At 54.8% G+C, this 20,868-nt stretch carries 24 protein-coding genes; 4 read left to right on the top strand and 20 right to left on the bottom strand.

Going from position 1 to position 20,868, the window contains the following annotated elements; all coding sequences use genetic code 11:
* Position 1 precedes the first annotated feature (1 nt).
* The 7 genes from ACNKIB_RS07935 to ACNKIB_RS07905 all read right to left on the bottom strand — a co-directional run bounded on the left by ACNKIB_RS07935 (position 2) and on the right by ACNKIB_RS07905 (position 7,015).
* Complete coding sequence (locus ACNKIB_RS07935; RefSeq protein ID WP_417910013.1) at positions 2–1,381, bottom strand: phytoene desaturase family protein; 1,380 nt, start codon at positions 1,379–1,381, stop codon at positions 2–4.
* Between the two features lie 68 nt (positions 1,382–1,449).
* Complete coding sequence (locus ACNKIB_RS07930; protein ID WP_417910012.1) at positions 1,450–1,707, bottom strand: acyl carrier protein; 258 nt, start codon at positions 1,705–1,707, stop codon at positions 1,450–1,452.
* A 91-nt stretch (positions 1,708–1,798) separates the two neighbouring features.
* Positions 1,799–2,041, bottom strand: a complete 243-nt coding sequence (locus ACNKIB_RS07925; protein WP_417910011.1) for a hypothetical protein — start codon at positions 2,039–2,041, stop codon at positions 1,799–1,801.
* Positions 2,028–2,300 (bottom strand): BrnT family toxin, encoded by a 273-nt coding sequence (locus ACNKIB_RS07920; protein WP_417910010.1) that lies wholly within the window; start codon positions 2,298–2,300, stop codon positions 2,028–2,030. The genes ACNKIB_RS07925 and ACNKIB_RS07920 overlap by 14 nt, the downstream gene beginning before the upstream one ends.
* 135 nt (positions 2,301–2,435) lie before the next feature.
* Positions 2,436–3,689 carry a beta-ketoacyl-[acyl-carrier-protein] synthase family protein gene (locus tag ACNKIB_RS07915; protein ID WP_417910009.1) on the bottom strand — a complete coding sequence of 418 codons (1,254 nt, stop codon included), beginning with the start codon at positions 3,687–3,689 and terminating at the stop codon, positions 2,436–2,438.
* Positions 3,686–6,346: an alanine--tRNA ligase gene (gene alaS / locus ACNKIB_RS07910; protein ID WP_417910008.1), complete on the bottom strand. Its 2,661-nt coding sequence runs from the start codon at positions 6,344–6,346 to the stop codon at positions 3,686–3,688. The genes ACNKIB_RS07915 and alaS overlap by 4 nt, the downstream gene beginning before the upstream one ends.
* A gap of 111 nt (positions 6,347–6,457) precedes the next feature.
* Positions 6,458–7,015 (bottom strand): isochorismatase family protein, encoded by a 558-nt coding sequence (locus tag ACNKIB_RS07905; protein ID WP_417910007.1) that lies wholly within the window; start codon positions 7,013–7,015, stop codon positions 6,458–6,460.
* Positions 7,016–7,079: 64 nt separating this feature from the next.
* Here ACNKIB_RS07905 and ACNKIB_RS07900 point away from each other — a divergent pair, with 64 nt between their 5' ends.
* Both ACNKIB_RS07900 and ACNKIB_RS07895 read left to right on the top strand, forming a co-directional pair.
* Complete coding sequence (locus ACNKIB_RS07900; RefSeq protein WP_417910006.1) at positions 7,080–7,298, top strand: hypothetical protein; 219 nt, start codon at positions 7,080–7,082, stop codon at positions 7,296–7,298.
* A 323-nt stretch (positions 7,299–7,621) separates the two neighbouring features.
* A complete protein-coding gene (locus ACNKIB_RS07895; RefSeq protein ID WP_417910005.1) occupies positions 7,622–8,350 on the top strand; it encodes a hypothetical protein in 729 nt (242 codons plus the stop codon).
* A 312-nt stretch (positions 8,351–8,662) separates the two neighbouring features.
* On the opposite strand, the gene ACNKIB_RS07890 is transcribed toward ACNKIB_RS07895, so the two are convergent.
* The 5 genes from ACNKIB_RS07890 to dsrA all read right to left on the bottom strand — a co-directional run bounded on the left by ACNKIB_RS07890 (position 8,663) and on the right by dsrA (position 13,786).
* Entirely contained in the window at positions 8,663–9,697 is a 1,035-nt protein-coding gene (locus ACNKIB_RS07890) for an alginate O-acetyltransferase AlgX-related protein (protein WP_417910004.1), read from the bottom strand.
* 36 nt (positions 9,698–9,733) lie between these two features.
* The gene (locus tag ACNKIB_RS07885) at positions 9,734–10,888 is read right to left on the bottom strand and encodes a trypsin-like peptidase domain-containing protein (RefSeq protein WP_417910003.1); all 1,155 of its coding nucleotides are present in this window, start codon (positions 10,886–10,888) and stop codon (positions 9,734–9,736) included.
* A gap of 101 nt (positions 10,889–10,989) precedes the next feature.
* Positions 10,990–11,235, bottom strand: a complete 246-nt coding sequence (locus tag ACNKIB_RS07880) for a dissimilatory sulfite reductase D family protein (RefSeq protein WP_417910002.1) — start codon at positions 11,233–11,235, stop codon at positions 10,990–10,992.
* Between the two features lie 76 nt (positions 11,236–11,311).
* Positions 11,312–12,454 carry a dissimilatory-type sulfite reductase subunit beta gene (gene dsrB / locus ACNKIB_RS07875; protein ID WP_417910001.1) on the bottom strand — a complete coding sequence of 381 codons (1,143 nt, stop codon included), beginning with the start codon at positions 12,452–12,454 and terminating at the stop codon, positions 11,312–11,314.
* 51 nt (positions 12,455–12,505) lie between these two features.
* Positions 12,506–13,786, bottom strand: coding sequence for a dissimilatory-type sulfite reductase subunit alpha (dsrA, locus tag ACNKIB_RS07870; protein WP_417910000.1), 1,281 nt, complete (start codon positions 13,784–13,786; stop codon positions 12,506–12,508).
* 365 nt (positions 13,787–14,151) lie between these two features.
* Here dsrA and ACNKIB_RS07865 point away from each other — a divergent pair, with 365 nt between their 5' ends.
* Positions 14,152–15,561, top strand: coding sequence for a tetratricopeptide repeat protein (locus tag ACNKIB_RS07865; protein WP_417909999.1), 1,410 nt, complete (start codon positions 14,152–14,154; stop codon positions 15,559–15,561).
* A 9-nt stretch (positions 15,562–15,570) separates the two neighbouring features.
* On the top strand, positions 15,571–15,879 hold the full coding sequence (locus ACNKIB_RS07860; protein WP_417909998.1) for a hypothetical protein: 309 nt from the start codon (positions 15,571–15,573) through the stop codon (positions 15,877–15,879).
* A gap of 93 nt (positions 15,880–15,972) precedes the next feature.
* Here the strand turns inward: ACNKIB_RS07860 and ACNKIB_RS07855 are convergent, their stop codons facing one another.
* The 8 genes from ACNKIB_RS07855 to ffh form a co-directional block, all read right to left on the bottom strand.
* On the bottom strand, positions 15,973–16,623 hold the full coding sequence (locus tag ACNKIB_RS07855) for a ribonuclease HII (protein ID WP_417909997.1): 651 nt from the start codon (positions 16,621–16,623) through the stop codon (positions 15,973–15,975).
* A gap of 6 nt (positions 16,624–16,629) precedes the next feature.
* Positions 16,630–16,992: a 50S ribosomal protein L19 gene (gene rplS / locus ACNKIB_RS07850; protein ID WP_417909996.1), complete on the bottom strand. Its 363-nt coding sequence runs from the start codon at positions 16,990–16,992 to the stop codon at positions 16,630–16,632.
* A 111-nt stretch (positions 16,993–17,103) separates the two neighbouring features.
* On the bottom strand, positions 17,104–17,670 hold the full coding sequence (locus tag ACNKIB_RS07845; protein ID WP_417909995.1) for an RNA methyltransferase: 567 nt from the start codon (positions 17,668–17,670) through the stop codon (positions 17,104–17,106).
* Positions 17,660–18,424: a tRNA (guanosine(37)-N1)-methyltransferase TrmD gene (gene trmD, locus ACNKIB_RS07840; RefSeq protein WP_417909994.1), complete on the bottom strand. Its 765-nt coding sequence runs from the start codon at positions 18,422–18,424 to the stop codon at positions 17,660–17,662. Before trmD ends, ACNKIB_RS07845 begins: the two co-directional genes overlap by 11 nt.
* A gap of 3 nt (positions 18,425–18,427) precedes the next feature.
* Positions 18,428–18,967, bottom strand: coding sequence for a ribosome maturation factor RimM (gene rimM / locus ACNKIB_RS07835; RefSeq protein ID WP_417909993.1), 540 nt, complete (start codon positions 18,965–18,967; stop codon positions 18,428–18,430).
* On the bottom strand, positions 18,960–19,190 hold the full coding sequence (locus ACNKIB_RS07830; RefSeq protein ID WP_417909992.1) for a KH domain-containing protein: 231 nt from the start codon (positions 19,188–19,190) through the stop codon (positions 18,960–18,962). Before ACNKIB_RS07830 ends, rimM begins: the two co-directional genes overlap by 8 nt.
* Positions 19,191–19,194: 4 nt before the next feature.
* The gene (gene rpsP, locus ACNKIB_RS07825; protein WP_417909991.1) at positions 19,195–19,449 is read right to left on the bottom strand and encodes a 30S ribosomal protein S16; all 255 of its coding nucleotides are present in this window, start codon (positions 19,447–19,449) and stop codon (positions 19,195–19,197) included.
* Positions 19,450–19,505: 56 nt separating this feature from the next.
* On the bottom strand, positions 19,506–20,858 hold the full coding sequence (ffh, locus tag ACNKIB_RS07820) for a signal recognition particle protein (protein WP_417909990.1): 1,353 nt from the start codon (positions 20,856–20,858) through the stop codon (positions 19,506–19,508).
* Positions 20,859–20,868 lie beyond the last annotated feature (10 nt).

Genomic DNA, 20,868 nt, shown 5'->3' with positions numbered 1-20,868 from the left:
TTTAGCTCAACAAATGCTGATTAACAATCGTTACACCACTTAACATTGAACCAACTATACCGAGATAGCCTTGATCAGTGCCCGCAATAAAGAGATTCGGCCAAGGAGTTTTGCCGCTCTTAATCTTAACCGGGCTGCCATAAACAGCCCCGGCGCATTTGCCAGTGAAGCGTTCAATGGTCAGGGGCGTAAAGCTGTCTTGAAAGACCGCATCGCGGCTGTAATCACCGAGAAGCTGTTGGACCGCTGCTGCGGACTGCTGGCCACATTGCTCCTTGAGCTGGCGATATTGCTCTTCATCCGCTTGCCGCCAGAGGTCGTAATTCGCCGCATTAGTCACGCGCACCTGCACTGGACTGCCTTGTTGTTTCAAGTTCTGAAAGTTGCCAGGGAAGCAAATTACGCCCCAAGAGGGATCAATGGGTGTGATGGGCCGGTGATAGGCCAGCCGCTGATTGAGACTATAGAAAAGGATGGTCTTGCCGCTGCGTTCCGGCGGCAAGCGTAGCTCTGGCAGCAGGGTAATGCTCTCCATGAAACTCATCTTGCCGACATAGCTGTCTGTTTCTAGCGGCCAACCGCTCATCTCGACAGTGCCAGGAATGCCGACCGTGGAAAGCACCGCATCAGCAGTGATTTCTTCGCCGTTTTGCAGATGAATACCCCGCACCCGCTCGCCATCCATAAGAATACGATTTACCGGAGCGCGAAAACGGATTTCACCGCCAAAGGCTTTGTATTGCGCCAGCAGCATCTCCAGCAAATCCTTAATCGTGCCTGCGGGCCGAAAAAAACCTTCCAGAAAGACCGCCCGGAACATGATGGCAAACTGGCCGAGATCCATGTCATCTTCCTCAGCATTACCATAAACCATCAGCGGCAGCAGGAGCATGTCTTCCAGAAGTGGTTCGGCCAGCCGCTCGTGCAGGAAAGCTCGTGCCGATTGCCACGGCACTTCGGCAAAAGGATCGTAGGCCTCAATCTCCTTGATCATCACCCGAAAATGATCAGCCACTAGCGGGAAATGGGAAGCCACTTCCTCGATGAGCAAATTGAGATCGTTGGAAAAGCGGAGTGATACACCCGGAAAGATGACCTCGGATTCTAGTTGCTCGTGGACAATGAAGTCTTTGCGGGAAAGCTGAAGCTGGCGGAAGAGCCGGTTCAGCGGCGCATGTTTCACCCCTGGCGGGGCAAAGTTGGTCATGGCGTGCAGGCCGGTTTCCAGCAGATGCCCTTGGCGGCAATAATACGAATTAAGGCCGCCGGGCAGGCTGTGCTGCTCGATGATAAGGGTTTTTAGCCCGAACCGGGCCGCACGAATGCCGGAGGCCAAGCCAGACAGCCCGCCGCCGATGATGATAAGCTGCCAGTCAGCCATGATGGAGAGATGTGCAGCCGAATTGAGGGGTTTGCTGAAAAGACAGGGCTGGTCAGCCCTGCCCGCGCTCAGACATTCACATCCTTCAGCTTCGGCTCAAGGTAATTGACGCAGCTCGTCAGAGTGGCCAGTTGGGGATAATCCTCCTCCGGGATTTGGAGCTTGTGGCGCTTGCGCAGCTCCATCACGATGTCGAGAAAATCCATGGAATCCAAGTCCAACTGATCGCGCAGAGGCTTATCCTCGTCCAGATCGTCAAACTCGGCATCTTCGTCTATATTTTGAATAATATCAAGAATCAAATACTTGATTTCATCACGGGTCATGCTTCTTGCTCCTCAAAAAAAAATGCGTTAGTCGTTGTCATGGATAAAGGAAATGTGATCTTTTATTCTCTTTAACGGCTGGAAGTTACATTCAACCAATCGTTCCACCAGAATATTTTTTCAACCGTACAGATGACTGCGCCAGTTCAAGCAGATAACGGAGAGCCTTGTTCACCGCTTCGTCATTGGGAAAAGCCTGCGCTACATCAGGTTCGAGCAGGACGACGTTAGATTCTTCTTTGATTCTATGCGCGTATTTTCCCCGCACAATCTCACCAAAATCCGACCGCTTGTATTCGGGCCGCAATTCATCTACCGATTCAGCTTTCTTCATAGATTTGCCTCTCTGAATTCGTTGCCAGCCGTGCTGAAATGATGCGGATTGCATTTCCCCTGTCCGTATGCGCCACCGCAAGCAAACGGTCTTTTGAGGAAATCCCAAAAGTTATGAACCGTTCCTCGTGTTCTGAATGAGCAGGATCATGAACGGTGGCGGAAAAGGAATCACGCAATGCGCTGGATGCCTCCTCGAATGTGACACCATGCTTGCGCCGGTTTGCTGCCGCCTTATTCGGATCCCATTCAAAGTGCATTCAACCTATAATACGATATTTTTTGCAGCAGCACCGGAAAAACAAAAGGCAGGCAAGCGGCCTGCCTCCTCTGCGCATCTCCAAAGAAAAGACCTGACGCTGGTCAAAAAAACAAAAAATTTACCACAGCCCACCCTATTTTGCCACCACTCTCTTGACGATCACCACGGAATTTATCCCCACCATGCCAAAGGAGTTGTTGAGGATGGTTTCGGCGCGCGGCAGCTTCTGCGGCTCGCCAGCGACCAAACCCGGCAGGGCGCATTCCGGGTCCAGCTCATCAAGATTGATGGTCGGATGGGCCAAGCCGTCTTCAAAGGCGGGCAGATTGGCAGCCAGCTCCAGCACTCCGGCGGCCCCCATCGCATGGCCGATGATGGACTTGGTGTTGTTCACCCGTAACTTTTCACAGCCTGCAAAGACCTCGGCGATTGCCCGGCATTCCTCAATGTCGCCCTGCTTGGTACCGGTAGCGTGAGTGTTGATTAGGTCAATGTCCGCCGGGGTCATGCCAGCGCGGTCAAGGGCCAAGCGGATGCACTCGGCCTGACGCGGGCCGTAGGGCAGGACAAAATCGCGGGCATCAGAGTTCATCGCATAGCCGACAATCTCACCGTAAATCTTCGCGCCCCGCGCCTGCGCCTTGTCTAATCGCTCCAAGGTGAAAACGCAGCCACCCTCGGAAATGACAATGCCGTTTCGCTCTTGATCAAAGGGACGACTAGCCTTGGTCGGGTCGCTGTGTTCCGCCAGAGCACCTTGGGCACGGAAGCTGGCGAAGATGCCAAACGAGCCGGTGCATTCGGACAGCCCGCCGCAGAGAGCCAAGTCAATCTCGCCCAGCCGCAGCATCTGGCAGCCCTGAATCAAGGCCGCGTTGCCTGCGGCGCAAGCCGCGCCCACCGAGTAATGCGGCCCGGTGATGCCGAACTGCATGGTGATTTCCCCTGCCGGGTTGTTGAGCACGGTGCGCGGGTTGTGGTGGTGCGTCCAGTAGTCCACATTATAGCCGTACTGACCGATATTATAGACCTCGTTTTCGGTTTCCACTGTGCCGTGCTCGGTCAGGCCCATGTACACGCCGGTGCGGTCGAGACGGTATTCGGCAAAATCAATCCTGGCATCGGCCAAGGCCTCGCCCGCGCAATATACACCGAGACAGCCAGCCCGTGTGCCGCGTTTGTTGTCGCGCTTCTTTCGGTATTTCGTGTCCGGGAAATCGCAGAGTCCGGCAGGATGTACCCCCATATAGCGCAATTCCAAGGTGGAAATACCGCTACGCCCGGCCAAGACCTGTTGGCGGAACTCAACCAAGGTGCTGGCCCCGCCTGGGGCGGCCAAACCTACGCCGGTGATCACTATCCGCTGCTGCTGGAAGTTTGATATCATCGGCACGCCTCCAGCAACCGAGCCACAATGCTTGGCATCGCCCGTATTGCCTCTGGCAGCTTGTCAGCCATCGGGCCGCCTGCCTGGGCCATGTCTGGCCTGCCGCCGCCCTTGCCGCCAACTATGACCGCTGCCGCGCTAACGATCTCACCGGCCTTGATTCTGCCGGTCAAGTCCTTGCTGACCAAGGCGAGCAAGGCAACCTTGCCATCAAACTCGCCGCCGAGCAGAGCCGCGCCACTGCCCATCTTGTCGCGCACCTTATCGCCCACCTCGCGCAGAGTCTTGGGTGAATCCAACTTAAGCAAACCGCTGATTACTTTTATGCCGCCCACTTCCACTGCTCCGGCTAAAAGGCTGTCCAGATCAGCTGCCGCTGCCGACGCGCTCAATGCCGAGATTTCTTTTTCCAGCTCTTTCTGCCGCTTGAGCAAAGCCGGAACTTTGACCAGCGCATCCTCAAAAGAACCGGAAAGCAGCTTGCCCAGCTCATCTGCTTGGGCCGCCAGCTTTTGTAGCCAGTCTAAGGCCGCCTGACCGGTCACAGCCTCAATCCGGCGTACCCCGGCAGCAATGCCGGTTTCCGAGATAATCTTGAATAGACCGATGTCGCCAGTGGCGGCAGTATGGGTGCCGCCGCAGAGTTCCTTGGAAAAGCCGGGAACACTTACCACCCGCACCTCTTCGCCGTATTTCTCGCCGAAAAGGGCTGTGGCACCTTCGGCAATAGCGGCCTCCTTGGCGAGAACTGCTGTCTGCACAGGGGTGTTGCGGCGGATTTCTTTATTCACCAACTGCTCGATAGCCCGGATTTCCTCCGGCGTAACCGGCGAAAAATGGGTGAAGTCAAAGCGCAAGCGGTCGGGCCGCACTAAGGAGCCTGCCTGCTTGACATGGCTGCCGAGCAGCTCCTTCATGGCCGCGTGGAGCAGATGCGTGGCGGTGTGATTGAGGGCTGTGGCAGCGCGGCGATCATCCACCTGCAAGCTGACCTGCTGCCCAACCGTGAGTGTGCCCGCTGTGATCGTGCCGCTGTGCAAAACCAGCCCTTCAGCAGCGGCCTTGGTGAATTGCACGGCCAATGAACCGCCCGGCCAGGTGATGATACCGGTGTCGCCAACCTGACCGCCCGATTCGGCATAGAAGGGGGTCTGCGGGCAGAAAACCTGCACCTGCGCCCCAATCGTTGCCCGGCTGATTAAGCTGCCCTGATTGTCCAAAATTGCTTCAGCAACCGATTCAGCAGCGTAGGTGCCGTAGTAACCAACAAACTCGCTCTTCTTGCCCTGCTCCAGCAGGCTGATCAACCCGGCAGAGAAGTGATCCACATCCTTGCCTTTCCAGGAACGGCGGGACTGCTCGCGCTGCTCCTGCATCGCTGCCTCGAAGCCTGCGTCGTCAATCCCCAGGCCTTGCTCTAAAGCTGCATCGCGAACAATGTCTTTCGGGAAGCCATAGGTGTCATAGAGCTTGAAGATGAAATCGCCGCTGATCAGCTGCGACGCAGGCTGCTCCTCCAGCAGGCGGGCAATCTCCGCATCGAGCATAGCCAAGCCCTTATCCAAGGTCTCGCCGAAGCGACTTTCCTCATGGTCAGTCACTTTCTGTAAAAGCTGGACAGAATCGCTCAGATGCGGATAGGTATCCCGCATTGTCCGCACTATTTCGCGGCAGACCTCGCCGAAAAACAGCCCGGTCAGGCCCAGTGTCCGGCCAAAGCGGATGGCCCGGCGCATAACCCGGCGCAAGACATAGCCGCGCCCCTCGTTGGAGGGCAACACCCCGTCCGCAACGAGAAAAGCCGTGGCGCGGGCGTGGTCGGCAATGACCCGCATAGCTGCGTCGTCGCTGCGATTGGCGTGATACGTCCTGCCAGAGAGTCGCTCCACCTTGGCGATCAATGGGGCAAAGAGATCGCCGTCAAAGTTGTTGAATTTGCCTTGTAGCACCGCCGCCACCCGCTCCACACCCATTCCAGTATCAATGGAAGGCTTGGGCAGCTTGGTCAGCGTGCCGTCTGCGTCGCGGTAGAACTGCATGAAAACCAAGTTCCACAGCTCCAAGAAGCGGTCGCAGTCGCAGCCAAGGGCACAATCCGGCCTGCCGCAGCCGTGCTCCGCACCTTGGTCAATGTGAATCTCCGAGCAGGGGCCGCAGGGGCCGGTGTCGCCCATCGCCCAGAAGTTATCCTTCTCGCCTAAGCGGACAATCCGGCCTTTGGGCAGGTTGTCGATTTGTTCCCAGAGCGCCTGGGCCTCGTCATCCTCGCGGAAGATCGTCACCCAGAGCCGCTCAGGGCTGATAGCCAGCTCCTTGGTCAGAAATTCCCAGGCAAAATCGATGGCCTCTTTCTTGAAATAATCGCCAAAGGAGAAGTTGCCGAGCATCTCAAAGAAGGTATGATGCCGGGCCGTGTGGCCAACGTTTTCGAGATCGTTGTGCTTGCCGCCAGCCCGCACGCAACGCTGACAGGACACCGCGCGGCTGTAGTCGCGGTGCTCCTCGCCCATGAAAACCCGCTTGAACTGGAACATGCCCGCGTTGGTAAAGAGCAGAGTGGGGTCGTCGTGCGGCACAAGGGAGGAGGATTCGACGATAGTATGCCCTTTGCTGGCAAAATAGGAGAGAAATTTTTCTCGCAGCTGATTTCCGGTCATTCTCGTGGCGGATTGATGTATTGAAATGATTTGTAGGGGCAACCCCCTGTGGTTGCCCTGGAATATCCTGGACAACCGTCAAAACCAAAGGACAGGCACAGGGGCCTGCCCCTACTTTAAATACGGCACCATAGCCTTGAAAGCGGGTGTGCCTGCTTTCTGAAGAAAATCGTAGATGATCATCTCTGCTGGGGCCAACACCACGCCGATTTCGCGCAGCCGCTGCTGGCCATAGGCATGATTTTCCGGCGTGCGCGAGGAGATGGCATCCGCCACAACCTGCACCTCATAGCCTTCCTGGATAGCTCCAACCGCTGTTTGCCAGACGCAAATGTGGCTTTCCACCCCGCAAAGCAGCAGCGTGTGCACCGAAGCGGGTAATTCACTGAGTAACCGTTTTGTCCCCGGATTGGCTACCGCGTTGAATTCGGTTTTATCCGCGCAAGGACAGTCAGCCAGCAGCGGGGCTAGCTCTGGCACAAAAGGCCCGATACCCTTCTTGTATTGAGTGCAGGCAAGTACCGGGATATTCAAGACCGTGGCGAGACGAATCATCAGGCCAATGTTTCTACTCACCCGCGCAGCCTCGTGGATATGGGCCATCAGGCGTTCCTGGGGATCAATCACGAATAGGCAGCACTGCTGGGGCAGGAGTTTTCCGATATCCATAACGAGACTCAGGGTAAATAAATTGACTGCGCGGCCCTCTTCTTTTAGTAGGCGGCGGCAGAATTTGCAACAGAAAAACGAACAGCTGCGGCAGAGCGGGCATTTCAGCCCGCAGAATACACTATTTTTGGCAAAAGCGGAAGAGGGCAAAAAAAGCAGTTCTAGCCTGCTAGCTGCCACATCTCTGCTGGATATTTTTTACTCAGGCAAACCTGTGAGTCGGGTAAAAAGTATCCAGTTGCGGACGAAAAGGGAAAAATTCTCATTTACAACAAGAGGATAAAAACCACGGCGGAATATTCTGTTGCGGATAAGCTTAGGTAGCTCTGTGAGAACATGGCATGACATTTGCATAACGTATCCCAGTACCTCTGCCTGCCCTCAACCGAGCGACCTGCTGCCAACAACCAGTTTCGAGCCTTACGCCAATGCGTTTTTTTCATTTTCAACCAACTGTATTGCCTGAGAATACAGACTGACAGCATTTTTTGCTGCAAGGAGGAAAAATGCTCTGAAGCATCCAGCCTGTCAATCAGCCTCGAAAAGGGGATGGATGAAATGACAGATAAAAAAAGATATGTCGGCATTATATTTAGAGAAAGCCCCATGAAAGCCTACCAACTGACCGTCGAAGCCATCGCGAAAAAAACTTTGATTCCAGCTGGAGAGATCGAACAGATCCTCAGCGAAATGGCGCAGGAGATGAATATCTCGCCAATCAGTATGCTCAAAACCGTGCGCTTCCTCGGCGTGATCGATGGTCTCTGTTTAAATATTATCTCCAGGTATCATCTCAAACAGCCCAAGAAGGAGGCGCAAAACTCCTTGTCTCTGCCGCTGCTTGGGCCTTGGGAAGAAACCCACCGCCCGGACAGTGCACAGGTTGTAGAGGCGGTGCAACCTGTAGTTTTGCAACGGCACCGGGAAAGGCCAGAGTCTCCGTTGCCCACGCCGGTCGTTGCGCTGGCCAAGTCGGAGGAACGGCTTGCGCCCGCCCTGAGTTGCGGGGCACGCTTTGCCGCCACCTTGAAAAAGAATCGCCCAGGCGCGGAGAAAAAGGGGAAAAAGGCTGCGTTCAGAAAGCTACCAAGGATATCTCCTGTTGCTGCGCTGGTCACGCAGGAGGAGCAGCTTGATGCAGCATTAAGTTGCGGGGCACGCTTCGCCGCCCTTTTGCAAAAAAAGTCCCCAGGAGCAGAGAGAAAGGGTGTTGAGAAAAAGGCGACACACCTGCGCGGGCTGTATTCGGGAAAAACACTGCGTTTGCGCCACGCTTGCATGAAAACGTACCCCCTCACCCAGGATGCTGGCTCGGTAAGCAAGGAGTTTGGCTAAACCGAAAAGGAGTTGAAGTCGGCAGGAAAGGAGTTTTGCCGAATACCAAAGGAGTTCTGGTTGGCCGGAAAGGAGTCTTGCCAAGCCGGAAAGGAGTTTTGGTCGGCCAAACTCCTTTACAAGTCGGCAAGCAAGAAGTTTGGCTCGGCAACAAAGGAGTTCTGCTTGGCAGAAAAGGAGTTTTGCCGAGTAACAAAGGAGTCTGGCCAAGCCAGCAAGGAGTTTTGCCGACCTGTACAGCTTGCATACCAGGTGGCAACAGCCTGCAAGCAGGTTGCCCAGGTTGACAATTTACTTTTTTATCGAGGCAATTCAGTGGAGATACGGGCGCAGATGCTGCTGAATAAGTTGGGCTGCCAGCTGATTGCCGGCAATGTTCCAATGCGTGTCGCGCAGTCGGTAGAGCTGCTTTGTTTGCGACGCTTGGGCAAAAGCCGGGTACAGGTCAAGGAAGTTGATGTGCATTTTTTGCAAGCCAAGCGCGAGCCGTTCATTTGGCAGTAGGGTGTGCCAGCTACGTCCCTGGCCTGGCAGCTGTGCCCGCACTTGCTGCTGAAGCTGGGCATTGATCTGCACCTCATCAGGGATAACCACCACGGTTAAGGCAATACCTTTTTCCTGACAGATCTCCTGAATCTGGCCCAAAGAGTCAAGGGCCTTGTCAAACAGCGGCAGGACATCGACATTATCTGTCAGATAAACAGCACTGCGCTCCTTTTCAAGCTGCAAATAGGCTGCCGGGGCCAAGGAAGGGCAGTCGTCACAGTATGTACCTGTGCCATGCACAATCTGACCTTCATATTTGGGCTTTATTTTCCAGAAAAAATGGAACAGAGAGGCCAGATAGGAATATTCATGCCATTTTTTCTTTCTGATGTTTTCTGTAATGTCATTGCCAATAAAGAGTGAGAGCAGTACCAGGTCAGGCTGCAACTTCAGGCCTTCCTGGCGCAGCAAGGCAAGGTAGTCCTGCGGGCCTGTGCTGGGGATGCCCATGTTCAAAACCTCCACTGCCAGCCCTTCATCTTGGAGTTGAGCTTCCAGCAGGGTGAGGTAATTGTTTTTATACGGCACCGCACCGTAGGCAAAGGAGTCACCAAGGCCCAGAATACGGAAGTTTTTCTTCTTTCTCCGAGGAAACTCCGTATCTTTGAAGCCCTGCGAGTTCAGTATGAAATCAAAATCCGGGGCAAAGGGCCTGCCGCGAAAGCGATTGTACGAATCATCATAAAAAAGAAAGAGCGGTTTGAAATAATGAAAGACCCGAACCGTTGCTTCTCCGGCAAGCAGGGTGATCAGCAGCATGATCAGCAGCGAAGAGACGGTGCGGAGTAGAGGCGGTTGCATTTGTTTTTATCCAATCAGGCAGGGTAAACCTGCACGCTACTGCACCTGCTCCAAGTAATCGCCAAATTCGGCTAACACCGTCTCAATAGGGATGGCAAAGCCCAGCCCTTCAAAATCTCTGGTCAGTAATTTCATGGTATTGACCCCGATCACCTGGCCTTGCTCATTGATCAGCGGGCCACCGCTGTTGCCAGGATAAATTTGGGCATTAGTCTGGATGAAATTCTCCCGGAAGCCAGACAAAACTCCAGAGGTCACGGTATTTTTCAGGCTAAGATCAACCGGACTGCCCAAAGCAAAGACCCGCTGGCCCAGTGCCAGCTCGCTGCGGCTGCCTGGTTCGAGACGGGGTGTTCTGTATCCCTTGAGCTTGAGGAGGGCCAGATCATGGTTCTCGCTGATCTTGCTGAGTGTGGCGTAGAGCTTGGTTTCATCCGCGAGAATAACTTCAAAACTTTCCTGCTGACCCTGGAGCCGCTGCCCATCCCGGAACTGTTCAGCCTTTCTATCAACACCTTCTTTGACGCGAGAATATTCTTGCTGCGCCTGACTGTATCTTTTTTCCTCTTTCTGGAGATAACTCTCAAATTCTGCCATTTCTCTCTTTCTCAAAGCAATTTGCGGCGCGTTTCCTTGCCCGCTCCGCTCTATTTCCCGCAACAGCTTCTGATGCCGCTTAAGATCTTGCCGCTGCTGTTCATTGCTTTTTCGCCATTGTTCAAGTTCCCGCTCACGTTTGCCGATCTGCTGGTTGGCCTGGTCAAATTGTTCGCCAATTTCTTTAAAGTCTTCCTCGCTCCCTCGCACCACATGCTTGTTGGTGACAATATAGCCATCGCTGCTCAGGAGAAAACCAGAGCCAAAGCCGGTTACAGTCTTCACAGCCAGCGTGCGCAGGCTGGCTTCTTCCACTGGATTCTTTGGATTCAGCTTGTCTCGGAGTTGCGCGAACAAATCGCTGCCTGCTGGGACGGATTCCGCTGCTGTTGGGTCTTTGACATATACGATCTCTTGCACCTGACTGTCAGGAATAGAGATCGTACCGCCGTATTTTTCATAGAGAACCGTATTGCCCTCTTTCCAAACATTGTCGCTCTCTATGGTTTTGCCGTCTTTCAGATGAATTTGATGCGCGTGCAGGGATGCAGCGCAGAGCAGCATGAATGCTGCAAGAGCAGTATGCAGTTTCATCGTGGCCTCCTTCCTCCTGTTGTAGTAAGAGAGCAGTATAAAAAAAAGCGAAAACCTTGCGGCTCTCGCTTTTTTTGCTGCATCATGATCCTGAAAGAAACTCAGTTCACGCCTTCCTTGCCCTCTTCATTCTTGATCCGCGAAGGAATCGCATACATGGTCGTAGAACCGGAAGACCAGAACATCAGCTTCCCTTTCTTCGTCAGGTCATTGGCGATATTCTTAATCTCGCGCGGTTTGCGCTCTGGATCGCACTCGTAGAAGTCCTTGATGTAGAGCTGCGGCTTTGGTGCCTTAGTTGCTTTTTCAATAATTGCCGCTTCTACTTCTTCAACACTCATTGCCATGATTTCATCCCCGTTGGCAGAGTTTTTAGCAGAAACACCCGGCCTCAAACTGACCGGGTGTATGCAGTGTAAAGTCTTACTTCTTGGTGTAAGCGTCTGTTGCCTTGGTGTACTTGAACTGCGTGGTGGTTCGCCACGTGTCATAGGCCAGACGATAGTCGTCAATGGACTTGTCGGTGAACGGAATATCGCATTTCTCGAAGAACTTCTCCCAGCCAATGCGCTCTGCCCACTCGCCAATGCGCTCATACTTGCGCGCATCCTTGGCATAGACCTCGACGATCTTGCGGATCACCGAAACAGTCTCTGGCCAACGCGGCGGGGTGTTGGGCAGGAAGGGCACAACCAGCTTGGAGAACTTCGGTGCGGACTTGGAGTTGGACACCTTGCCACCAACCAGAATGGCAATGCCGTCGCCATCCGGGTCAGCCAGCGGCATGGCCGGACACATGGTGTAGCAGTTACCGCAGAACATGCAGCGCTCGGCATTAACCTGCACGGTCTTGACTTCCTGGCCGTTGACCTGGGCCTTGGCCGGCTTAATCGCGCCCAGCGGGCAGGCAGAAATGGCCAGCGGGATCTCGCAGACACCGGTGATGCGACCGTGGTCGATCATCGGCGGCTTCCGATGGATACCAAGGATGGCGATATCAGAAGCATGGACAGCACCACACATGTTCAGGCAGCAAGCCAGCGCGATACGCACCTGCGCAGGCAGGGTCATCGAGCCGAAATACTCGAACAGGTCATCCATCACGGCCTTAACCGGGCCAGAAGCGTCGGTAGCCGGGGTGTGGCAGTGTACCCAGCCTTGGGTATGGACGATATTGGTGATGGAAGCCCCGGTACCGCCGATGGGGAACTTGGTGGTGCGGCCTTTAAGGTCAGCAATCAGCGCATCACAGGCATCCTTGGAGTCAGTCATGAACTCCACGTTGTTGCGGGTGGTGAAACGCAGGAAGCCACCGCAGTACTTGTCAGCGATGTCGCACAGCTCGCGGATGTACTCGATGGAAATCAAACGCGGGGAGCCAACACGGACAGTGAAGCACTTGTCGCCGCTCTCAGCCACGTGTACTAGCACGCCCGGAGCGAGGATTTCATGGTAATCCCACTTGCCTTTGTTGGCCGCAATGACTGGCGGCAACATCTCGCTGTAGTGACGCGGCCCCAGATCGGTGATCCGGCCTTCCATGGGATTATTTGGATCGTAACCCATTTGCAGTCTCCTTATATATAAAATTTTAGATGAAATCGTTTGACTGCCCGCTTATGCGGCATGTTTATTGCGGAAGGCCACAACATCGCGCTCCCAGCCACCTTCAACCTCCTCCTCACGCCAGAAGACGTAAGGGTTGGAACGCGGCTCACGGATATGCTGCGGCATGGCCTCAACCTCCATAACCCTCAGGAAGGTGGGTAAACCAATGCGCTGCATGGTCTCGCCAACGCGCTCGCGGTTTTTGCCGACTTCCATCCACCAGTCCCAGACCTGCTCGATCACGTCAATGACGTTCTCGTACTCGTTTTCCTTGGACACCTCGATGAAAGGGATGACCATGGTGGCAAACTGCGCGCCGTCGAGGATCGGAGCCTTAGCACCAATGCAGACGGTTGCGCCCTTCTCTTTGCCGGGCTTGAGGGCGCGGGGCATAACGTTGATGCAGTGCATACAACGGGTGCATTCGGCGTTATCGATCTTCAGCTCACTGCCTTCCATCCACATGCAGCCGGTCGGGCAGAGGTCGATCACCTCTTTTCTTATGTCAAACTTGCCCCAGTCGCGGCCAGCGTGTGCGCCAGCGTTGGAGGGATAGTTGCCAGCGATGTACTCTTTCACCGCAGCCTGGTTGATGCGGATGTCATCTTTCCAAGTGCCGATCAGAGCAAAGTCGGAACGGGCAATGGAGGCCACGCAGTCGTTCGGGCAGGCGGAGAATTTGAACTTGAACTTGTAGGGGAAGGCCGGACGATGGATCTCGTCCTGATAATGCATGGTCAAGTGATGGCAGACATCCTGCGCATCGTAGCAAGCCCACTCGCAGCGTGACTCACCCAGGCAGCAGGACGGGGTACGCAGGTTAGAGCCAGAGCCACCCAGATCCTGCTCCAGATCATGGGTGAGATCCCAGAACAGCGGCTCCAAATTCTCGGTGCGGGTGCCCAAGAAAATCATGTCGCCGGTGGAGCCGTGCATGTTGGTCATGCCAGAGCCGTACTTGTCCCACAGATCCATCAAGGCGCGCAGGTTTTTGGTCGAATAATACAGACCAGAAGGCTGGGCAATGCGGACGGTGTGGAAATGCTCAACACCAGGAAAACGCTGCGGTACATCTGAATAGCGGCCAACAATACCACCACCGTAGCCAAACACGCCAACAATGCCGCCGTGCTTCCAATGGGTGATTTTGTCTTTGTAGGAAAGCTCCAGTTGGCCGAGAATATCCCAGCACTCCGGGTGTGTCTCTGCCTGGCGCTTCATGTCAGTGACGAAACTCGGCCACGGGCCTTTTTCCAGTTCGTCCAACAAAGGCGTAGCATGCTTTGCCATCAGGTGTTCCTCCTCTAATGAGAATGAGATTGAATAAAACCAAAACGGTAACTGCTATAAATTCAACAAGCGCGGCTTGCCCTTTGCCACGGGGTTGCGCATCGCCTGTGTAACGGCTGTTTTCTTGCAAGGGAACTTAAACGCATCACCTGTATTTGTCAATCAAAAAGAGCGGTGGAGCGGTCGAATCCGTTGCCTCGGCAAAACCGTTCCTGTGCGTCTCCCCTGCTTCCTTTTGTCTCCTTTTAAATGAGGTCATAACACCGGAATGGAGGAATGTCAAAAAATAAATCTTTTTTTCTCCAGATCATCGTGTTAATACAACGGGCAGGCATTCCGGCCCTTGCTGCCGGAAAGGAACTGACATGCGGAAGAAGAGAAAAGCGATAAACACTGGCGTACTTCGTGCTCCCATTGGGCAAAATAAGAGCCTATGGCAGCGGCATCTGTTGGTTGTGCTCGGCGGTCTCTGCCTACTGCTGGCCGGGCTGTTGCTCATTCTGCTTCATTTCAGACTGCTGCCACTGGATTTAGGAGTAGTCAGCAGCGAAATCCTGCTCCTGCTCGGCCTCGGGCTGATGGCTTGGAACGTTGTCCGTAGAGAAAAGGTTCAGCCAGATGTTGTGGAGCAGCTGGCCGCCGTACTCGTTGCGCCGCTGCGGGGAGAATTGGCGGTTGAACAGGAGCAACTCAAGAAGCTGGCGGAAGCAATTGCCGCGTTGCGCCAGGCTGATGTCCCGGCTCAACAGATCAATCAGGCTGTCCAGGCCTTAGCTCAGGGTAACGCGGCCCCAGCTCAGGAACTGCTGGCGCAGATCACCCAGAGCAAAGAGATGGCGGTCGAGCAGGCCCGCCAAGAAGCGATAGCAGCGGCCCGGCACGAGCAGATTTTAGCCTTCTGGGGCGACCCTGGGGCAGCAGTGGGCATTTATGAAAAAACAACGGCCCTTACCCAGGATGATCCTGACAACTGGAACCGACTGGGCTATCTCCTTCTCCGCCAAGGCAAGCTGGCGCAGGCAGAGCGCGCGTACAACAAGCTGCTCGACTTAGGCAAGCGCCGTCAAGAGAGCGAGCTGTTGGCCATTGCCTCTGGTGGTCTGGGCTTTATCCATGAATTGCGCGGCCAGCTTGACCAAGCAGAGCAAATGCACCGCATCAGCTTTGAACTGCACCAGACCTTAAACTGCCAAGAAGGCATGGCCAAGCAGTGTAGCCATCTCGGGGATGTGTATCAGGCACTCGGTAAATTTGACCGGGCAGAATGGGCGCACCGGAAAGGCCTTGAGCTGGAGCAAGCACTCGGACGCAAGGAAGGCATGGCCAACCAGTACAGCAAATTGGGCTGCCTGTGTCGGCTGCGCGGTGACTTAAACGGGGCAGAGGAGATGCACCGGAAAAGTCTCGCCCTTGAGCAGTCCCTGCAACGCGGCGAAGGCATTGCCAGTGACTATGGTAATCTGGGTAATGTCTTCTGTGCCAGTGGCGATCTCGATCAGGCCGAGCGGCTCTACAGAAAAGGTCTCGAACTCAGCGAAGTAGCAGGGATCAAAGAAATGTCAGCAGGACTCTGGCGTAATCTGGGCCTGGTTCATGAACTGCGTGGCGAGTTTGACCAGGCGCGGCTGTTCTGGTCAAACAGTCTGCAGTTGTATCAGGAGATAAATCACCCGGCTGCGGGCCTTGTGCGGCAATGGCTGAACAAGCTCGCGGTAAAAAAGAGCGAAAGTAGCGTACAAGCCAGCTCTGCAACCATTGCCAAGCAAGTCTGGTAGCGCGAAGGCTTGCATTCTGAGTTGCTTGGCCCGGTTTTTGGGGAAGCAAGGGAAGAGTCCGGCTCGTTGGCCAAGGAGTTTGGCTTGGTAAGAAAGGAGTTGAAGTCGGCAACAAAGGAGTTTTGCTTGGCCAAACTGCTTTCCTGCCGACTTGCAAAGGAGTCTGGCCGACTTCAACTCCTTTCCTACTCAGCCGGACTCCTTTTCTGCTCGGCAAAACTCCTCTTCAAGTCGGCAGAACTCCTTTGCGGCCAAGCCAAACTCCTTGCCAAGTCGGCCAGACTCCTTTGTTGCCGAGTACAACTCCTTTCTGGCTAAGCCAAACTCCTTTGTCAGCGAGCAAAAAAGGAAGGCAAAGAGGCGTTACTCGGTTAATGGGGATAACGTGACCAGCTGAACTTCCTTTGGATTTCAGAGGACTGCCGAACAACCCCGGAAAGTTTTCCGGTGAATGGGCGAGGGGCCGTATGCAGCGAGGGCGGCGCGGTGTACTTTGGTGGGATAGCCTTTGTGCTGCAACAGGCCGTACTGCGGATATTGGCTATGGTATTCGACCATCAGATGGTCACGGACTACCTTGGCAATAATCGAGGCTGCCGCGATGGATGCGCTTTTCGATTCGCCTTTGATCAAGGCCAGCTGCGGCAGATTGACCGGCACTTTGAACAGACCGTCAACCAAGAGATAATCAGGGAGATTGCCTGCGCTGTCAACGCAGTTTTCCACGGCCCGAAGCATGGCCAGGAGCGAGGCGCGGTGGATGTTCAGCTGATCAATCTCCTCGACTGAGGCAAGACCCACCCCGATTAGGGCTTCAGAGCGGCGCAGCTCTTCGTAAAGCCGCTCGCGGCGCGCTGGGGTCAGCTTTTTCGAGTCTTTCCAGCGGGAATAATCGCTCTCAGGCGGCAGAATCACGCAGCCTGCGGTCACGGGACCGGCTAAAGGGCCTCGTCCAGCCTCATCTACTCCAGCGATACGGAGTAAACCGTGTTGCCGCAACCTACATTCATGCGAAAAGGTGTCCCCGCCGGAATGCAGCGGGAACAGGAAGGCATCTTCCAAGAGGCATTAGCCCTCGGCTTGCTGGAACCGCTGGCGTTCGCCGATACGAGCGGCCTTACCACGCAGGTCGCGCAGATAGTAAAGGCGGGAACGGCGCACCTTGCCGTGTGAAACCACCTCGATCTTGTCGAGCCGGGGCGAGTGCATGGCAAAAGTCTTCTCTACACCCACGCCGTGGGAGATTTTACGGACGGTAAAGGTGGCGTTCATCATGCCGCGCTTGCGCTTCAGCACTACGCCCTGATAAATCTGCACCCGCTCCTTGTTACCCTCAATGATGCGGATATGCACCTTAACCGTGTCTCCCGGACGAAAGTCTGGGTGGTCGAACCGCATGGATTCTTGATCAATTCTGTCGATAATATTCATGATATTTGTCTTTTTACGGACGTTTGCCCGAAGGATGCCTCCACTACCATCCCTGCTGGATTGTTCATCAATGCTGCTGCAATACTTTCTTTAAATCTGATCAACCTATTCCTAGCGGCCCAACAGCCTATCCAAAATGATAGAGGCGGCAGAACGCACGGAAAGATGATTGAACTCCCCTGGCCCGAGAATGGGCGGCAGGACTGAGTCGGCTAACTCCAGCACTGCCGGAGCTAATCCCCAAGCCGTGCCCAACAGGAGCAATACGGGAATCTTTTGCTCGATAATCTCGCAGCGCAATTCAGCATAACTGATGCCACATTGCTGGCCACCGGCACTGGTAGCGATGACCTTGGGCCTGCGCCCGTGTCGCCGGGTCATTTCCATGATGACTTCTTCCAAGCTGGCGATGACCCTGATGATGGACAGGGCCGCAGCTCGGTCAGAATTGGCGACCCGACCATAGCCTTCTGTCCAATGGCCGACTATCCCGGTGGCTAAGTCCTGCTGAAGCGGATAGGGTGTCACCACCCAGTAAGTAGTGACTCCAAAAGTCTTGCCTGCTCGAGCAATATCGTGCAGATCCAAGTTGGTCACTGCCGAGCCGATAATCTCATCGTTCCGATTCACCACCGGATGATGGATTAAGGCCACATCCAGATGAAAATCAGCATCCATGCCCAGTTTTTACCTGCTGCACTTGCTCATAAAGTCCGGCTTTTTTGAGCTGCTTCTCCTCGGCAGCGGAGAATACAGCCTTGGCCAGCAGTTCAGGCCGCCGCTCTAAGGTCAGCTGCACCGACTCCAGAAAACGATGCTGTTCAATCTGGGCGTGATCGCCGCTCAACAACACTTCTGGCACCGTTAACCCGGCAAACTCGCGCGGTCGAGTGTATTGACCATGCTTGAGCAGATTGCGGCTAAAGGAATCTTTCTGCGCTGAATCCGCACAACCAAGCACTCCGGGCAGCAGTCGGGTCACAGAGTCCACGACCACTAAGGCAGCCAGCTCGCCGCCAGTGAGGATGTAATCCCCAAGGGAAAGTTCTTCATCAACATGCAGACGACAAAAACGCTCATCCACGCCTTCGTAGCGGCCACAGACCAACACCAATTTGGTCAGCCCTGCCAAGCGTTCTGCTGTCTGCTGATTGTACACCGTGCCGCGCGGCGAGAGCAGAATTACTCTTCCCAGTCCATCCTCTTCCTGCACATCGCGCAAGCAAGCGGCCAGAGGCTCTGGCTTCATCACCATGCCCTCACCGCCACCAAAAGGCCGGTCATCGGTCATGGCATGTTTGTCCTCTGCCCAGTCGCGGATGTTGTGCAGATTGACCTGAATCTGCTTGGCCTCCAAGGCCTTTCTGATGATACCTTCCTGGAGGGGTGAGGTAAATAGCCCAGGAAAGATGGTCAGAATGTCAAAACGCACGGCTTAAACGTTGATCTCCAACAGGCCGGGCGGCAGGGACATAATCACCGTATCTTCTTCAAGAGCCACGATAAACTCCGGTACCAGCGGGATCAGATATTCTTGGCCGTTGTTCTCTACCTGAGCGATGTCCTGCGCTCCGCCGAGCAATAGCCCAGTAATCCGCCCGATGAGCTGGCCATCTTCAGTCTTGACTTGTCTGCCTTCCAGATCACGGAGATAAAATTCATCATCAGCCAGCTCTGGTAGCTCTTCTGCATCAACATGGACTGCGGCATGAAGCAACTGCTCGGCCTGAGTGCGGTCAACGCATCCTGCCAGTTTGACCACAGCCCAGTCCTTATGTACTCTCGCTCGCTCGATCTTGTAGGTAACAGGGGCAACAGCTTGACCATTGATTGCCAGCTTCAGGCATTTGTAGTGCAGCAGGCCTTGTGGATCGCCAGAATAAGGGCGGATTTTTACCTCGCCCTGTATCCCATGCGCACCGCTCACTCGGCCAATGAGCACGAGGCTGTCCGCCTGGATATCTGGCTTATTCAATGATCTCTAGAAGACAATGTTTCTCTTGCTTCTCCGCTACCGCAGTTAACACGGTACGGAGAGAACGTGCAGTACGGCCCTGCTTGCCGATGATCTTGCCAAGATCCTCTTTGGCGACCTTCAGCTCCACCGTCACCATGCCATCTTCTTCGCGCTCGGCGATTTCCACCGCTGCCGGTACATCAACCAGCCGAGAGGCGATAAAAGAGACCAGCTCTTTCATGGCCTTATGCAGTCGGAGCAGCAGTCTTGCTCTTATCGATAAGGGTCTTTACGGTTTCAGAAGGCAGAGCACCTTTTCCCATCCAATCAGCGAGCTTGGCTGCGTCAATACGGATGGCCGCAGGCTCCTGCATGGGATCATAAGTGCCAACGATATCCAAAAACTTGCCATCCCGGCAGGAATGGGAATCTGCCACCACGATACGGTAAAACGGCTGCTTTTTGCGGCCCTTTCTGGTCAAGCGAATTCGTACTGCCATTATCTCTGTTCTCCTGTGGATTATGTTTGTCCGGCTGCCCGGCTCTTCTTCGCAAATCAGCGGCGCAGACCTTTGGGCAGCTTGCGTCGCTGGCCGTCTTTAACCACTGCTGCCTTGCCACTGATCTTCTTCATCATCTTCAGCATCATGGCATAGCTCTTTAGTACCCTGTTGACATCCTGAACCGAGGTGCCAGAGCCTTTGGCAATGCGGATTCTCCGGCTGGCATTGATGACCTTGTAGTTAGCCCTCTCCGTTCTGGTCATAGAAAGGATGATGGCCTCGGTCTTGAGCAGTTCCTTTTGGCTTGGCTGAGGCGCGTCTTTGAGCTGGCGGAGCTTGTTGATGCCCGGCACCATGCTCATGAGCTGCTCCATGCTGCCCATCTTTTTAATATGCTGGAGCTGCTCTAAGAAATCTTCCAGCGTAAAGGTATTCTTGCGCAGCTTTTTAGCCAACTGCTGGGCCTTCTTCTCATCAACGACCTTTTCCGCCCGCTCAATCAATGACAGCACATCACCCATGCCAAGGATGCGGGAAGCTGCCCGTTCGGGATGAAAAACCTCGAGTGCATCCAGCCCCTCGCCCACACCGACAAACTTGATTGGCCTGCCAGTGATTTGCTTGACTGAGAGAGCTGCGCCGCCACGGGCATCGCCCTCCATCTTGGTCAGGATCACGCCGCTGATCTCGAGATCAGCACTGAACTTCGCGGCCACGGTCACTGCATCCTGGCCGGTCATGGCATCAGCCACAAACAAGACTTCGGAGAGCGGCACTGCGTGGAAAATTTCTTGCAACTCGGCCATGAGTTCTTCATCAACGTGCAGACGGCCTGCGGTGTCGAGAATCACTGTGTCATACCCAGCAGCCACAGCCTGCGCCTCAGCCTGACGGGCAATATCCGCTGGCTTCTGGGCAGTGGTAGAAGCAAAGACTGGCACGCCGATCTGCTCACCCAACACATGCAGTTGCTCAATGGCTGCTGGTCGGTACACGTCCGCAGGCACGAGGAAGGGCTTGCGGCCTTTTTCCTTGAGCAGACGGGCGAGTTTGGCTGAGGTAGTGGTCTTGCCTGAGCCTTGCAGGCCAGCCATCATGATGATTACTGGCTGCCGTCCATCCAAACGCAGGTTTTCGGCATGGGTACCGAGCAGCGCAACCAGCTCCTCATAGACCACCTTGATGACCTGCTGCCCTGGAGCCAGACTGGTCAGCACTTCCCGGCCCACAGCCTTGGCCGTGACTGAAGCAACGAAGTCCTTGACTACCTGAAGATTGACATCAGCTTCAAGCAGGGCCGTGCGCACTTCCCGCATGGCCTCGGCAATATTTTCTTCTGTCAGCGTGCCGTGACCGCGCAGCCTTTTAAAGGCCGCGTCAAGGCGTTCTGCTAAATTTTCAAACATGATCAGTCAA

Origin of the sequence: Candidatus Electronema sp. PJ (assembly GCF_048287395.1) — a bacterium.
GTDB lineage: Bacteria > Desulfobacterota > Desulfobulbia > Desulfobulbales > Desulfobulbaceae > Electronema.
The sequence above is the reverse complement of the archived record's forward strand: the minus strand, read 5'-3'. Positions and strand labels throughout refer to the sequence as shown.